This window comes from Vibrio sp. 2033 (genome assembly GCF_033339735.1).
Map to the genome: position 1 here is coordinate 497380 of NZ_JAWOVC010000001.1, position 16281 is coordinate 513660.

General features: G+C 45.1%; 14 protein-coding genes. 5 read left to right on the plus strand and 9 right to left on the minus strand.

What is annotated here, in order from left to right; translation table 11 throughout:
* Window positions 1-11: 11 nt before the first annotated feature.
* Window positions 12-1067: a hybrid-cluster NAD(P)-dependent oxidoreductase gene (locus R7P74_RS02205; RefSeq protein ID WP_225472779.1), complete on the plus strand. Its 1056-nt coding sequence runs from the start codon at window positions 12-14 to the stop codon at window positions 1065-1067.
* Between the two features lie 90 nt (window positions 1068-1157).
* On the opposite strand, the gene R7P74_RS02210 is transcribed toward R7P74_RS02205, so the two are convergent.
* The 3 genes from R7P74_RS02210 to R7P74_RS02220 form a co-directional block, all read right to left on the minus strand.
* Window positions 1158-2090 carry a class I SAM-dependent methyltransferase gene (locus R7P74_RS02210; RefSeq protein ID WP_225472778.1) on the minus strand — a complete coding sequence of 311 codons (933 nt, stop codon included), beginning with the start codon at window positions 2088-2090 and terminating at the stop codon, window positions 1158-1160.
* 31 nt (window positions 2091-2121) lie between these two features.
* Complete coding sequence (locus R7P74_RS02215; RefSeq protein ID WP_033905107.1) at window positions 2122-2814, minus strand: TIGR01621 family pseudouridine synthase; 693 nt, start codon at window positions 2812-2814, stop codon at window positions 2122-2124.
* 82 nt (window positions 2815-2896) lie between these two features.
* Window positions 2897-4267 carry a sodium-dependent transporter gene (locus R7P74_RS02220; protein WP_042522154.1) on the minus strand — a complete coding sequence of 457 codons (1371 nt, stop codon included), beginning with the start codon at window positions 4265-4267 and terminating at the stop codon, window positions 2897-2899.
* Window positions 4268-4697: 430 nt separating this feature from the next.
* Between R7P74_RS02220 and cls the strand changes: the two genes are divergently transcribed.
* The 4 genes from cls (at window position 4698) to R7P74_RS02240 (ending at window position 9596) form a co-directional block, all read left to right on the plus strand.
* Window positions 4698-6152: a cardiolipin synthase gene (gene cls / locus R7P74_RS02225; protein WP_005378105.1), complete on the plus strand. Its 1455-nt coding sequence runs from the start codon at window positions 4698-4700 to the stop codon at window positions 6150-6152.
* Between the two features lie 211 nt (window positions 6153-6363).
* Window positions 6364-7569, plus strand: a complete 1206-nt coding sequence (locus R7P74_RS02230; protein ID WP_017820862.1) for a cystathionine beta-lyase — start codon at window positions 6364-6366, stop codon at window positions 7567-7569.
* 224 nt (window positions 7570-7793) lie between these two features.
* Entirely contained in the window at window positions 7794-8723 is a 930-nt protein-coding gene (locus R7P74_RS02235; protein WP_277987407.1) for an esterase/lipase family protein, read from the plus strand.
* Between the two features lie 12 nt (window positions 8724-8735).
* Entirely contained in the window at window positions 8736-9596 is an 861-nt protein-coding gene (locus R7P74_RS02240; protein WP_213893744.1) for a lipase secretion chaperone, read from the plus strand.
* A 24-nt stretch (window positions 9597-9620) separates the two neighbouring features.
* Here R7P74_RS02240 and R7P74_RS02245 read toward each other — a convergent pair whose 3' ends face one another.
* The 6 genes from R7P74_RS02245 to pspB form a co-directional block, all read right to left on the minus strand.
* Window positions 9621-10187 (minus strand): DNA-3-methyladenine glycosylase I, encoded by a 567-nt coding sequence (locus tag R7P74_RS02245; RefSeq protein ID WP_005378109.1) that lies wholly within the window; start codon window positions 10185-10187, stop codon window positions 9621-9623.
* A gap of 72 nt (window positions 10188-10259) precedes the next feature.
* Complete coding sequence (vmeI, locus tag R7P74_RS02250; RefSeq protein ID WP_225472776.1) at window positions 10260-13370, minus strand: efflux RND transporter permease subunit VmeI; 3111 nt, start codon at window positions 13368-13370, stop codon at window positions 10260-10262.
* Complete coding sequence (locus R7P74_RS02255) at window positions 13367-14464, minus strand: efflux RND transporter periplasmic adaptor subunit (protein ID WP_171344589.1); 1098 nt, start codon at window positions 14462-14464, stop codon at window positions 13367-13369. Before R7P74_RS02255 ends, vmeI begins: the two co-directional genes overlap by 4 nt.
* A gap of 1 nt (window position 14465) precedes the next feature.
* Entirely contained in the window at window positions 14466-15497 is a 1032-nt protein-coding gene (locus R7P74_RS02260) for an efflux RND transporter periplasmic adaptor subunit (RefSeq protein WP_054577943.1), read from the minus strand.
* Window positions 15498-15658: 161 nt separating this feature from the next.
* Window positions 15659-16048 carry an envelope stress response membrane protein PspC gene (gene pspC, locus R7P74_RS02265; protein ID WP_025766867.1) on the minus strand — a complete coding sequence of 130 codons (390 nt, stop codon included), beginning with the start codon at window positions 16046-16048 and terminating at the stop codon, window positions 15659-15661.
* On the minus strand, window positions 16041-16274 hold the full coding sequence (gene pspB, locus R7P74_RS02270) for an envelope stress response membrane protein PspB (protein WP_005378117.1): 234 nt from the start codon (window positions 16272-16274) through the stop codon (window positions 16041-16043). The genes pspC and pspB overlap by 8 nt, the downstream gene beginning before the upstream one ends.
* Window positions 16275-16281 lie beyond the last annotated feature (7 nt).

A 16281-nucleotide genomic window follows, 5' to 3' on the forward strand; every position in this document is an offset into this window, starting at 1 on the left:
AAGAGATTGTTATGTTTTTTGAATGGCAAGGTAACCAACCCGTCACACTCCGTTGCATCGACAAATACTTCGAAACACACGACACCGTCAGCATAAAATTGGCCGAACTAACCGAATCACTTCTGTTTCAGTTTAAGCCTGGCCAGTTTATTAACTTGGGCGTCGAAATTGATGGAAAAATGGAGTTTCGTGCCTATTCAATCAGCTCGATCAATGAAGACGATCACCTTCAACTCACCATCAAACGAGTATCTGGCGGTAAAGTATCGAACTACATCGTTGACTCGCTGCTGCTCGGTGATACTGTTCAAGCATTACCACCAGCAGGCGAATTTAACTGCATCGACCATCCACCCGTGTTACGTGATGGCGAAACAAAAGCCTTGCTTATCAGTGCAGGTTGCGGCGTCACGCCCGTATTTTCGATGGCAAAGCACTGGCTGAGTAATCAAGATGAAAACGACAACGATGTGGACATCGCATTTCTTCATATTGCACGCAGCCCAGAAGAGACGATTTACTACGATCAGCTAGAAACGTTAGACGCTGTGTATCCCAACTTCAATTTAAAGTTGTTGCTGAAAAACCGCGAAGGAACATCGCATCCACAAGGTCGTTTGAATGCCGACTGGCTTAAAGAGCTTGCTCCTGATTTCAAACAGCGCACCGTTTACCTGTGTGGTCCAAGCCAGTTTATGCAAGATGTTCACGGCTATTTGAATGACCTTGGTTTTGACATGACGAACTTCTACCAAGAGAGTTTTACGCCAGCGACTGGCGCAGAAACATCGGTCTCCGATGAAGTTGTTCGTGTTTCTGTTCCTGACTTTGCTCAAACCATCGATGCGCAAAAAGGTCAGGTACTGGCCGATGTGCTTGAAGGCGCAGGTTTACCATTAATCGTCGCTTGTCGTAGCGGCATTTGTGGCTCATGCAAATGCAAGGTTCGTCAAGGCAACGTCTCTTCCACCAGCCTAGAAACATTAACGCCAGAAGAAATTGAACAAGGCTATGTGCTCGCCTGCTCATCAACCATCGAAGCGGATCTTGAAGTGCAGATTGGTTAGTTTTCCAAATACAAAAAAGCGCCGCGATACGTCTGTCTAGTTGTTTCGCGGCGCTTTTTTTGATGTTACTTCTGTTGCAACAAAAGTCTTTTAGCTAAACAACAACACTTTCAATGCTGCTTCGCTGTCTACGTCCATAAACTCTGGTGGGTTATCCAGACGCTCACGGAATGTCAACTCTGGCGCTTCTTCTTTCATGCTTTCAATCAAGAAGTCGCTTGTCACAGATGGCGAGTTCACACATGCCATCACTTGACCGCCGTCTGCCAACAAATCCGGCAATCGACGTAGAATCTTTTTGTAATCTTTCGTCAGCGCAAAGCTGCCTTTCTGGAATGACGGCGGATCGATGATAATCAAGTCATACTGACCTGATTTTTTAATCTTACCCCACGATTTAAAGATATCGTGCCCCATAAAGCTTACCTGGTTGATGTTATGACCATTTAGCTTGTGGTTCTCACGGCCTTTAGACAACGACGCTTTCGCCATGTCGACGTTAATCACTTTATCTGCACCACCCGCAATGGCAGCGACAGAAAAGCCACACGTGTAAGCAAACAAGTTGAGCACGTTTTTATGCTTCGCATTTTCCCGTACCCAATCACGACCGTAGCGCATGTCCAAAAACAGACCGAAGTTTTGGTTGCGGCCAATATCCAATTGGTATTTCAAACCGCTTTCTTCAACGACAGGGCGAGCATCTAATTCACCGACAAGCACTTCTGAAGGCGCACCATCGGCATAACGGTGCTGAATAACCATAGTACGACCTTGCTTGTCTGCCCACAGTGGTGATTGTACCAACGCATTGAGGCCGCTTTTCAGCTCAGCGAGAAACACGTCGTCGACTTCTTTAAACAAGTTGATGATCAACTGACCTTGTAACCAGTCACAGGTGATTTGCTCTAGGCCCTCAAAACGACGACCACGACCATGAAACAGTCGACGAATTTCATTCGGAGCTTGCGCTAGCTCGGTTTCTAGATGCTGAAAAAACAGCGGAAGTTGTGATGCTTGCATCGAGTTCTCTTATTAGTTTTCTTTGTGACGGTTATTTGATCGTAGGCCAGTTCAGTTCCCAGGGGGAAAGCCAAGTATCCAAACCCTGAGAGACGATTTCACTGTGCCATTTGTTACCAAGCACTTTGTATTCTCGTGGATCGCAAACAAAGCGATATTGCTCATCTCGGTATTGGAAGCAAAGTGAAAATGCATGCAGATAACCGCGATCAGCCTCATTGCCTGCATTGTAAATCGGGTCGCCAACAATACCTGAGCCAACCGATTTTAATGCCACGCGGATTTGATGCGTTTTACCAGTGTGCGGCTTACATAAAAATAAACGCTCTCCGGGCTCTGCCGCAAGAGAGAAAAACTGGGTAACGGCTGGGTTATTTTTGCTGTTGACCAGCTTCCATGATGAACGGCGCGAACGCTCCATATCACCAACGACCAAACCTTGTTTCTTTTTCGGCTTTTTAGAGCCAATCGCCAGATAGAACTTTTCCACTTGGCGGTCAGCAAAAGCTTGCGATAACGCACTGCCCGCTTTGGCGTTGCGTCCGAGGAGCAGAATACCCGATGTCATTTTATCCAAGCGATGGATAAGATAGAGATGCTCATCACCACTCTGCTTAGCCACTTCTTGCAGCAGCATTGTGTCGCCATCGTCTTTATGAACAGAGACGTTAGGATGCTTATTGATGATCAGAAAATCGGGATGGGTATGTAGAATATCGAACATAAAAAACTGGCTCCACGTTTGGAGCCAGCAGTATACATAAGTTATCGGACAAAGCTATCGAGGCTTGCCCCCAAGGTATTTGCTAAAGCTTCTTCGAGAAAATGCCAGCAAGACCAATGATTGCGATACCCAGCAGCATGATTTCACCTTTGCCACTATCAAAGCCAGACTTAATCCCCATGAAGGCAACAATAGCAATCGCAACAGGAATCAGGTATTTAACTAGGTTGTACCACAATCCAAATAGCGGGAAGGATACTTCGCCGTCATTAGTGATCTCTTTTTCTAGCTCAGCACGGCTTAGGCGCCATCCTGCAAAGATACAAACCAACATACCACCAACCGCTAAGAAGATTTTGTCCGTTAGCAAGTCGAAGATATCAAAGGCACCGGTACCGAACAGCGTTGGCCCCATTCCACCTAAAGATAGTGACGCAAAAATACATAATGCCGCCATAACTGCACTTGCAGACAGAACAGCGTTAGAGCGCTTCATGCCTTTCTCGTCGATTAGGTAAGACACGACAACTTCCAATAATGATACTGAAGAAGTTAATGCCGCCACCGTCAAACCGATGAAAAATAGCAACGCGAATAGCAACCCAATCACACCGCCCATTTCAGCAAATAGCTGAGGAACGACAACGAATACAAGACCAGGGCCTGCTGCAGGCTCCATGCCAAAGGCAAACATTGCTGGGAACATAGCAACACCAGCAAGAATCGCGACACCTGTATCCATCGCAGTAACCATACCGGTTGTTTGAACTAGGTTCTCTTTCTTCTTCAGGTAAGAACCGTACGTCATCATACAACCCATACCTAAGCTAAGTGAGAAAAACGCCTGCCCTAGTGCAGCAAGAACTACGTTGCTGTCGACTTTAGAAAAGTCCGGCATGAATAAGAACTCAAGGCCAGCCATTGCACCTGGCAGCATCAAGCCTTTAACAGAAACAACGATTAGGATTAAGAACAGAAGCGGCATCAGAACCTTACCGGCTTTCTCAATACCACCCGAAATCCCTTTCATCACGATCATGACGTTAAGGAACAGGTAAACACCCATCCACATTAAAGGTTGAATCGGATCTGAGATGAAACCGCCAAAGCTGTCGCCAATTGCTTCTGGCGCGCTGAGTAGACCACCGCCCACTTTAAAGATGTAGGCCAATGCCCAACCACCAACCACTGGGTAGAAGCCCATGATCAAAAGACCACTGAAGACTCCCATAACGCCAGTGAACGTCCAGCGTCGGTCAGTTGTTTTGAATGCACCTACGGCAGAAAGACCTGTCTTACGACCAATAGCGAACTCTGTCAGCATCACGCTAAAGCCGATAAAAATTACAAAGATAAGATAGATAGCAACGAATGCACCGCCGCCACTCTCACCTGCTGTGTAAGGGAATTTCCATATATTGCCTAAACCGACAGCGGAACCCGCTGCTGCCATTACGAAGCCTAGTTTAGACCCCCACGTATCACGTGGTGCTGCTGTATTAGTTGTAGCCACGCTTTTTCTCCAAAATTAGTTTGTTGTGTATGCATAGAGATAGGCGTCTAAAAAGTTTATGTAAAAATTATTGTACACTTATAAAATAAGCGTTCGACGCACTATATCTAGAAAGTAAAGCAGCTCCCCTTTAAAATTGGAACCCCAAAAAAGTACATTTATCGCACAAGTGTCGAGTTACGCAGGTTAAATGCTGCTTTTTTGTTCAAAAGTTAAAGAATGACCTTATTTTTCACATTAAAATAACAGAATCAGCTGTTATGAAATTCGTTCCTCATATAAGGTCAATCCCACGTCTAAATGGGAAATCTATTCCCCCAACCCACTTTTATGCTTAATATCCTAGAAGGGCATATTACTCTGAGCGTATATGGACAAGTTTTATCACTTTCTTACTTTAGCTGGCATCGGGCTATATTGGTTACTGGTCGCAGGTGTGACCATTCGTGTCGTTTTAAAGCGCCGTGCAGTGAGCGTGTCTTTAGCTTGGCTAATGATCATTTATATCCTTCCCGTTCTGGGTGTCGCATGTTATTTCCTCTTCGGTGAACTGAACTTAGGCAGAAAACGAGCCGAACGTGCGAAAGAGATGTTTACACCATTCGAGAAGTGGTTCAGTCAGCTTAACGACTGTAACGCGCACAACCCAGAAACGATGGGAAGGCACATCTACCGAATTGATGAACTTTGTAACAACCGCCTTGGTCTTCCCGCATTGAGCGGTAATACATTGTCGCTGCAACAGTCACCTAATGAGATTTTGCATTCCATTATTGAAGACATCGAAAACGCGCAGAGCAGTATTCGAATGGTATTCTACATTTGGCATCCGGGTGGTTTGGCTGACTCTGTCGCTTCTGCACTTATCCAAGCGGCTAAACGCGGCGTAGATGTCAAGCTATTGCTCGATTCAGCAGGTAGTCCACGTTTTTTCAGAAGTCCTTGGTATCGAATGATGCAGGATGCTGGAATTGAAGTTATTCAAGCGTTAGAAGTGAAGATGTGGCGTATTTTCTTACGTCGTCTTGATCTTCGCCAGCATCGCAAGATCATCGTAATTGATGATGAAATTGCTTATACAGGTTCAATGAACTTGGTTGACCCGGCTTACTTCAAGCAAAATAGTGGCGTTGGGCATTGGGTGGACATCATGGTTCGCATTACAGGACCAACGGTAAACGTATTGAGTGCCATCCACTGTTGGGATTGGGAAGTCGAAACTGGCGAACGTCATTTACCAAGACTACCTGAATGCAAGATCGATGAGAGTGAATTCCAACACCCTATTCAGGTTGTGCCTTCTGGCCCAGGTATGCCGGAATATCTGATCTATCAAGTATTAACATTGGCAATAAACCAAGCCAATCGCTCGGTACGAATCACAACACCATATTTCGTGCCCAATGCTGATTTACTCGAAACGTTAAAGATGACAGCACAACGAGGCATTGACGTTGAACTCATTATTCCACATAAAAATGACTCTATGATGGTGCAATGGGCGTCACGCGCTTTTTATAGTGAGCTCTTGAGTGCAGGGGTCAAGATTTATGAGTTTTATGGTGGTTTGCTGCATACAAAATCTGTCGTAATTGACGACCAATTCTGTTTAGTTGGCACCGTAAACATGGATATGCGCAGCTTGTGGCTGAACTTCGAAGTGACCCTCGCCGTTGATGACGAAGAGTTCACCAAGCAAATGTCTTGGTTACAAGATAGCTATATTAAGCAATCTCACACTGTTGTATTGGAAGAATGGGAGAAAAGGAGCCTATTTTCTCGGTTCTTAGAGCGAGTGTTCTATCTCTTCAACCCACTCCTCTAATACCTCAAATACACAGGCTAAAAAACCTCCAGCACTACATGCATCCTGCTGGAGGTTTGTTCTTTTAGCTCCCTATCTACACGATACCTCTCGACAGCATTACCTGTTCATCTTGGCTGTTATTGGCTGATAGTTGACTTTTCCCTTGCATAACCTACGTCGTCCATGTTTTAAATATTCAAAACCGCAATATTTAAGACAGGGAACTTTTATGTCAGAGGGAAAAAAAACCAAACTCATTACCGCTGGCCGCGATAAAAAGTGGACAAATGGTGTTGTAAACCCACCCGTTCAACGCGCTTCAACCGTGGTATTCAATACCGTTGCAGAAAAGAACCAAGCCACCATTAATCGTGCAAACAAAACATTGTTTTATGGTCGCCGAGGCACCAACACGCACTTTGCTTTCCAAGACGCAATGGTTGAGATTGAAGGTGGAGCTGGTTGCGCGCTTTACCCTTGTGGAACGGCAGCAATTTCAAACGCCATCCTCTCTTTCGTTGAAACTGGCGATCATATTCTAATGGTGGACACTTGTTACGAACCAACTCGTGACTTTTGTAACACCATCATGAAGAAGATGGGCATCGAAACCACCTATTATGACCCAATGATCGGTGAAGGTATCCGAGACTTGATTCAGCCGAATACCAAAGTCCTTTTCTTGGAGTCTCCTGGTTCAATAACCATGGAAGTCCAAGATGTGCCTACATTAGCGCGCATTGCCCACGAGCAAGATATCATCGTGATGCTAGACAATACATGGGGAGCTGGCGTGAACTTCTCTCCTTTCGAGCATGGGGTAGACATTTCCATTCAAGCGGCAACTAAGTATATCGTTGGACATTCAGATGTCATGCTAGGTACTGCTGTGGCTTCTGAAAAGTATTGGGATCAGCTTCGTGAACAAAGCTACCTGATGGGTCAGTGCGTTTCTCCTGACGACGCATACCTAGGTCTTCGAGGTATTCGCACGTTGGATGTTCGCCTAAGACAGCACGCAGAAAGCAGTTTAAAAGTCGCTCAGTGGCTCGCTTCTCGCCCAGAAGTTGATCATGTCCGCCATCCAGCTTTAGAAACAAGCCCTGGCCATGAGTTTTTCAAACGAGACTTCACAGGTGGAAACGGCTTGTTTTCTTTTGTTCTCAAAACGTCTTATCCAAAAGCGACAACGGCTCTGCTTGATGGTATGAAACACTTCAGTATGGGTTACTCTTGGGGCGGTTATGAAAGCCTCATTCTAGCTAACGAACCTAAGAGTTTTAACAGCCTGAGAACCGTAGCTCACCCACACTTTGAAGGTACTTTGGTTCGTATTCATATTGGCTTAGAAGACGTAAATGACTTGATCGCTGATTTAGAGGCTGGTTTTGCGCGTTATAACGCCTTAATGCTTGAAAAAGAAGTCTCCCTATAACAATGATTGAATCGCCCTGCATTGCGGGGCGTTTTTATAAACCCCTGACTTAATTAGAATTAACTAACATTCACCCCGACCATCAATTAATGTTAATCATTTGTGTTGTTTTTCAATTGAGCAGTCACAGAATGAATTAATGTGCCACAAATAGGCTTTCCAAATTTAGGGTTTCTCTCCTACTTTTTATCATTCATAAGAGGTCATACCACAAGGAGATAGTTTTGAAACTCAAATTTATAGCGCTAATGCTTTTTACCTTAATTACCGTCCCAATAACCTCCGTATACGCTGCAACAGGTTATACCCAAACCAAGTATCCGATTGTTCTGGTTCATGGATTATTTGGTTTTGATACCCTCGCAGGCGTAGATTACTTTTTCGGAATACCACATTCCTTAACGAAAGACGGCGCTAAAGTTTATGTAGCGCAGGTATCCGCGACCAATAGCAGCGAAGTTCGAGGGGAGCAACTGCTTGCTCAAGTAGAAACCTTACTTGCAGCAACAGGCGCAGAGAAAGTCAATCTCATTGGTCACAGTCATGGTGGTCCAACAACGCGCTATGTTGCCTCTGTCCGTCCTGACCTAGTCGCATCAGTTACGAGTATAGGAGGCGTTAATAAAGGGTCTAAAGTGGCAGATCTAGTTCGTGGAACCGTATCCGAGGGTTCGGGTAGTGAGCAGCTCGCGGTAAAACTGGCGCAAGGCTTAACTACTCTTATTAATCTTCTATCAGGTGGTTCTGATCTCGACCAAGACCCTTTAGCCTCACTAGCAGCATTAACCACGGAAGGATCATTAGCGTTTAACCAACACTACCCGGAGGGAGTCCCTACCAGTGAATGTGGTAATGGTGACTTGCTGGCTTCAAATGGCGTTTATTACTACTCATGGACCGGATCATCCACTTTTACAAACGTTTTCGATCCGACCGACGCTGCCATGATGGTACTTGGCTTAGCCTTTGATGGGCCAAATGATGGCTTAGTTGGTGCGTGCAGCACACATTTGGGCAAAGTCATACGTGATGATTATCAAATGAACCATTTGGATGAAATTAACGGCCTACTCGGTATTCATCATCTTTTTGAAACCGATCCAGTCACGCTTTATCGCCAACATGCAAATCGTCTCAAACTTCAAGGTTTATAAGAGGTCATCACAATGAAGAAAGTCGCTCTCACCACTTTTATCCTGCTCTCGATATTTGGCGTGGGAGCGCTTTCTCTGTTGCAAAGCGACAAACAACAAGAGATAACCTCTAACCATTCGCAATCTCAGCAAGATATAGCCGCCGATGTCTCTTCTCCAAAAGATTTCTTCGAATATTCTCTTAGCCGGCTGGGCGAAGAAGATCTCGATACGATCAAAGCGGAAGTCAATGATGACACTTTAGCAAAGCAAACTCTGAATATTGATGCCACACTTTTTCAAGCCTACCTTTCCTACAAGCAAGCACTCACTGCATTAGAGCCTTTTGAGCACAACCACCTAACGCTTGAACAGTTAACCATGCTGAATGAAGCAATACTGAACTTACAGCTTCAATACTTTAACGAGGTGCAGATAACCCAATTGTTTGACGAAGAAAACCGACTTCGCCAACTTGCTTTAGAAAAGCTGACGATTAAAACACAGGCATCGGATATCGAGAGTCAAGCACACCTTCTCAATCAAGCGCTATCAGAACAACCGGATTACATACGAGAAAGTGAACGCAATAACGCATTAGCAGAGCAGCTCGAGCAAGCTTCTCAGCTTGATTCACAAGACAAGTACATCGCCCGTGTTGCTCTGGTAGGAGATGCCGGAGCGCAGAGGCTGCAAAAGCTTGATGAGCAAAGAGCATCATTTGAGACTCAACTCGCCACTTACTTAAAGCAGCGTCAAAATATTCTGAATAGGGATTTTCTAGGGCAAGACGAAAAACAGGCAGAAATCATTGCTTTAAGAAAACAAAGCTTCGATGCCACTCAATGGCGTCGAATCGAAGCTTTGGAACGTATTCATGATAGCCAGAACTAACAACATTAGCTTAATCGCCAAACGTTACTTATTCTGCTTTTTAGGACATCCCACGATATGGTCATCCACCATGCCGACGGCTTGCATGAAAGCATAACAGATGGTTTCACCGACAAACTTGAAGCCTTTCTTTTTTAGAAATTTACTCATGGCTTTGGATTGCTCTGTCGAAGCTGGTACGTCACTCATATGTTGCCATTGATTGACGATTGGTTCACCGTCCACGAACTGCCACAACGCGTCTGATAAACTCCCGTATTCAGCAATTAACGCTTTGGCCGCTTTGGCATTACTGAATACCGAGTTAATCTTTCCGCGATGTCTCACAACATCGAAGTTTTCCACGATGTATTCAGCGCGTTCTTCATTTCTTTGTTCCAACGCATCTAGATCGTAATTCTCGAACGCTTCTCTGTAACCTTCGCGCTTTTTAAGGATGGTGATCCAACTAAGACCAGCTTGCGCACCTTCCAAAGTAATAAATTCAAACAGGACTTGGTCGTCATATACTGGCACGCCCCATTCGGAATCATGATATTCGCGCTCTAATGGGTGATTCATCGCCCACGCACACGTTTTTTGTTCTGTCATTATTCTGCCTTAAAAAGCGCCTCTAACTGATGAGCTAGAGGCGCAATACTTTTCATCTTTATATCAGTAGCACTAAGCCTGTTTCGGTACTGCCACTTTATGGAACAAACGATACAACACTGGCACGACAATCAGTGTCAGGACTGTCGCAAAACCCAAACCAAACATAATCGTAACCGCCATTGGTTTGAAGAAAATATCTGGCAACAGTGGGATCATACCAAGGATCGTCGTGATAGCAGCCATACAAACGGGACGGACGCGACTTACCGCAGCATCAACAACCGCGTCATAAGCCTCTTTACCGGACTTCATTTCAATTTCAATTTGGTCCAGTAATACGATGCCATTTTTGAGCACCATTCCCGATAAGCTTAAGAAGCCGAGCAATGCCATAAAACCAAACGGCGTGTTGAGCGCCAACAAACCGGTAGTGACACCAATTAACGCCAGCGGCACGGTAAGCCAAACAATGAGTGGCTCTTTGATAGAGTTAAATAGGAATACAGTGATCAAGAACATGAACAAGTACCCCATTGGCATGGTAGTAAACAGCGACTCTTGAGCATCACCAGAAGATTCGTATTCACCACCCCACTCTAGTGAATAGCCAGGAGGCATTTGAATCGCTTCGATTTGGGGCTGTAAACGTTTTTGCAACGTCGATGCGGTTTCTTCACCTAGAATATCAGGGTCTGCCATCACAGTGAGCATACGCTTACGGTTCTTACGTACGATGATAGGATCCTCCCAACGCATGTCGTAACCCATTGTGACTTGTTGAAGTGGGATAAACTCACTCTGTGCTGGACTCCATATTTTCATGCCTTCAATGTTACGAATATCAATACGTTCATCTTCAGGTAAGCGAGCCACGATAGGCATGAGCGTAGTGCCGTCTCGGTAAAGGCCTATCGTCATTCCAGAGAATGACATGGACAAGAAGTCATCGACATCTGATTTTGTAATGCCATAGCGACGTGCCTGACTCTCGTTAAACTGCGGTTCAAGAACTTGGGTTCGTTCACGCCAATCATGCCTGATATTTGTTGCCTGAGGATCGGCGTACATGATGTCCTTGACCTGAGCGGCTATCGTACGAAGGACGGTTGGATCTGAACCAATAATCCGCGCTTCAATTTTTGCACCACCACCAGGGCCTAACTCGATCTGTTTGAGCTTGTAATTGATTTCTGGGTAGTTGGCTTTTAAATACTCTCGAAACTTCGCCATTAATGGTTTTAACGCTTCGTAGTTTTCCATACGAGTGGTTATCTCACCATAAGCCGCATAACTTTTCTCTGGCGCGTACGTTAACATGAAGCGCTGTAAGCCTTTACCCGCGGTCGTCGTGATATGGTCAACATGCTCATGCTTAGCTAACCAACTTTCTAACTCTTTAAGCGTTGTGTTGGTTGCTCGAATATCAGTTCCTTCTGGCATCCATACATCTAACTGAAAAATCGGCGTTGTCGAAGATGGGAAAAACGCTTGCTTCACAAAGGTGAACCCGTAAACACTTGCCGCTAATCCCGCAATCAGCACCACAACGGTAAACCAAGCACGACGCATACAAAACTGAAGAAACTTTTTATAAATAACGAAAATAACCCCGTTATATGGATCATTTTCTTCCCCTTCACCTTGTTTAATCTTCTGGCCTTTAAAGAAGATGTCAGCAAAGAATGGTGTCAACGAGATAGCGGTAAACCAGCTCAACATTAAAGAGATCAGCAGAACCGTAAATAAAGTGCCACAGTATTCGCCCGTCGAGTCTTCAGACAGTCCAATTGGCGCAAATGCAGTTACCGCAATCACAGTTGCCCCAAGTAATGGCCACTTGGTTTGGGTAACAATGTCGGTCGCTGCTTGGAGTCGAGTTCGCCCTTTTTGAGTACCAATCAAAATCCCCTCAACCACAACGATGGCATTGTCCACCAGCATACCTAACGCGATAACCAAGGCACCTAATGAAATCCGCTGTAAATCTATCGCGAGATACTTCATGAAAATGAACGTACCCAGCACCGTCAGCAGCAAGATTAAACCGATTAGTAGCCCAGAACGTAGCCCCATAAAGAACAGAAGTACGATAATGACGATACCGACAGCTTGAGCCAAGCTCACAACAAAACCGCTAACCGATTTATCCACTTCTTTCGGCTGACTATAGATTTCCGAAATTTCGATACCGACAGGTTGCTGGTACTTTAGCTCGGCAAGGCGATGATCAAATGCTTTTCCGACTTCAACGACGTTGACGCCTTCAGCAAAAGAAACGCCGACGTTTAGTGCAAGACTTCCGTTAAAATTAATAATATTATTCGGGACTTCTACGTAACCACGTTTTATTTCCGCCACATCTTTCAAGAAGATGAGCCCCTGAGCACCCGACTCAGTAATCAACAAATCGCCTAGCTCATCCACACTCTGGAACTCGCCAGTCGGCTGAATTCTGATGTACTCATCACCAATTCTGATCGCTCCTGCGTCAGAAACTACGTTTTGCGTCGAAAGAAGATTAAACACGGTATCCGGAGCAAGACCTATACTGCTCAATTTTTTCATCGATACTTCGATGAACACTTGCTCTTGCTGTTGCCCAGATACCGAAACTTTACTCACGCCATCAACCAGTTCGAGCTCTCGGCGTAAGTAATCGACGTAATCCAGTAGCTCTTTATAGCTATAACCGTCGCCAGTCACCGCTAACAAAATCCCGTAAACATCACCAAAATCATCGATCACTTGAGGTTCATTCACACCTGGAGGCAACGTCCCTTTAAGGTCGTTCACTTTACGGCGTAACTCATCCCAGATTTGTGGCAGATCATCAGGGCCATAATTGTTCTTCATCGTGACCGTGATTTGCGATAATCCTCGGCTAGAAATCGAATTCACTTCATCAACATAAGTAAGCTGCTGAATCGCTTTTTCGATTGGGTACGTCACTTCTTCTTCGACTTGTTGCGGTGTCGCACCAGGGTAAGAGGTCACTACCATCGCATCTTTAATAGTAAAAGCAGGGTCCTCAAGACGCCCTAAACCAAAGAATGCGGCGATACCACCAATCAAAAATATCAGTGCGACCATCCAACTGATGACGCGATTTCGGATGAAGTACGCAGCAATACCGGTCACATCATCATCACTTTGAGGCACTGATTTATTAAGGTCGCTCATAGACCAGCCTCCTGCATAGCCATTTCCTGTATCACTTCCACTTTCATGCCATCCCTTAATCGAGAAACACCGGCAATCACAACTTTGTCTTTGAGCATGAGACCATCAAGGATTTGAATGGACGTTTTAGATGCCTTACCTGCTCGCACCTGTTTGCGCGATACCGTATTGTCGCCATTCAGTACCCAAACAAATTTGTTTTCGCGCCCCAACTCGTCACCATCCGCATTAAAAATGGCTTCGATAGGGACATTAATTCCTAGGTTTAGATCAAGCCCAACATTCTCGTCTTTAGACGTTACTTCAACAGCCATCCCATCTAGGATGTACTCTTCTTCCGGCATAGGAAGCGACAGTGTGACAGTAAACGTACCTGTTGTTGGGTCGGGTTCGGTTGTAAATTCTTTTACCGTCGCGTTATATTCGTTACCGCTGGGCACGCGCACCAATGCTTTGATCGCGGTGAGTCTTTCTTCCGTTGGCGGTTGGTTCACATAGAGGCGGTCTGGAAGCTGAATCAACACTTCGACTCGCTCCAAGCTGTGAATATTAACGATATGCTGTCCGACTTGAACATTTTCGAATTGGTCGATATTAACTCGCGAAATAATCCCATCCACGGGCGCTTTTAAGGCAGTAAATGATAGACGAAGTTTGGCTAACTGAAGCTCTGCTAAGGCGATTTGTCGTTGTGCTGCAATTTCATCAAACTGAGACTTAGCTAATAGGCCTTTATCAACCAAAGGGCGTGAGCGGCGATACTGACTGTCGACAACAGAAAAACGCGCACTCGCATTATCTACATCCAACTCATAGTCCGTGGGATCTAGCGTTGCAATAACATCACCCTTCGTGACTTTGTCGCCCTCTTTTACCATGATGCGGCTGACTTCTCCTGCCACTCTGAAGCTCAAATGAGAGCGATCCGCTGCATTCGCAACCGCAGGGAAGTACAAGTTGTCGTCCACCTTGTTTCCCGCTAATGACGTAACTCTAACTCGTGGCGTTTCGAGCTCTTTTTCTGGCGCCTTATCCCCACAGCCAACGAGAAAAAGCGTTGAAAGTAAAGTCGCTAGAGAGATGATTCCTTTCATATTACAACCCTCTTTCCTTAATCCACGCTCTTACCTTAATTCCGGGTTCAATTACACTGACACCCGAGATAATGATTTGGTCGCCATCGTTAAGCCCAGCTAACACTTGATTTTTGTCATTCATCTCAATTGCGGCTTTGGACACAATGCCTTGCTCATCGACACGCCAAACGTATGTTTTGCCGTTCTCTACTAGCAGCGCAGAGTTAGGAATCTTTGTCGCTCCTGCACTTTTGGACAGGAGGTAAGCATTGCCAGACATTCCCGGCAAAAGGCCTATTTCTGCTGGCCGTTCCATGACCATCGTGACTTTGTAACTGCCTGTTTTAGGATCGGCTTCTGTATCGATTTCCTGAAAGGTTAAATCAAAGGCTCGCTCGGGGAACGCATCAAATATCATTCTGGCAGAGACATCGCTCCCCTGCGTGTAACGATTTAGAAGATAGTCTGGGATTTGGAATATCACTTTGAGGAGTTGGTTGGACTGAATATTCATCACCCCTTCTTTCGCGGCAACATATTCATGGTTTTCTGCTGGAATGTACGAAATGGTGCCATCATATGGCGCGACAAGTTTGGTATACCTTAAGTTTGCCTTTGCTTGATTCCATTGAGCTTTTGCCGAGTTGTGATTCGCTTTTGCCTCATCAAAATCTTGCTCAGATACTACTTGGTCTTTACGTAGCTTTTGGTATCGCTTGTATTGCACATCTGCGAGCAAAAAATTTGCCCGGGCTTGCTGTTCGAGCAGAGAATATTCATCTGGGTTTAATGACGCCAAAACATCACCTTTACTGACGACTTGACCTTCATTCACTTCTATCGTTTGAAGAAGCCCAGGAACTCGAAATGTCAGTACTGCTCTATCGCCAGCTTCCGTCGTGGCAGGAAAATGTCGCTCAAACTGGGCATTGCCAACAGATACTGTAAATAGCTTCGCAGGGCGCGATTCAGGTTCAGGAACAGGAGGAAGTTCTTTACCGCACCCCGACAAGACAGCCGAGATGGCAATAGGAATGAGCAATTTTCTCATTACATTCATCCATAAAAATTGGGGGATTATTTTTAAAGTAGATGAATTTTGAACGAACTTCCAGAGCAGAAAAGATTAATAGTGCTTTAAAATTAGTAATTTGTGATAAAAAAGCAGGCTTTATGCCTGCTTCAGTTAAATCTTCTTTGGATACAAAATGCCTAGAGCTTACTGAATTCTCTGTTCACCCTATATGTATCAGACGTAACATAAGCTTCCATGTTACGAATTTTGCCATCAAGACGGTCAAAATCCCTTTCCAACACACTGAGCAGTTGATCAGGGCTTTGCCCTTTCTGCCAAGGCTTACTTTTGAGCGTATGCTCTTGCTGCGCTCTGATATTTTCAGAATACGTTACTGGTTGCTTTTCTAACATAAACGCCATCGCGATGTACGCTAACAATACCAAAAACGTACCACCTAACAGAGCTGCAGAAATCACTACAATACGAATCAACCAAACTTCTGCACCAAAGTAGTTGGCAATTCCGGCGCAAACACCGGAGATTTTGCCATTTACTGGATCACGATACAGTTCTCGATTATTCATACTTTCGTCTCCATGTTGGTGACTCAGCATCCAAGATGCGCTCCAATGTATCAACTCGGGACTGCATCGCTTCCGCTTTTTCAGATAGTACCTGAAGGCGCTCTAAATCTTGGCTCGACAGTGCACTATCTGTTTTGCGTTTGCTGCGATAGTGTAAGAAGAGCCATAGTGGAGCGACAAAGATTAAAAAGACAATCACTGGTCCTGCTATAAAAAATGCCGACATAGATGGC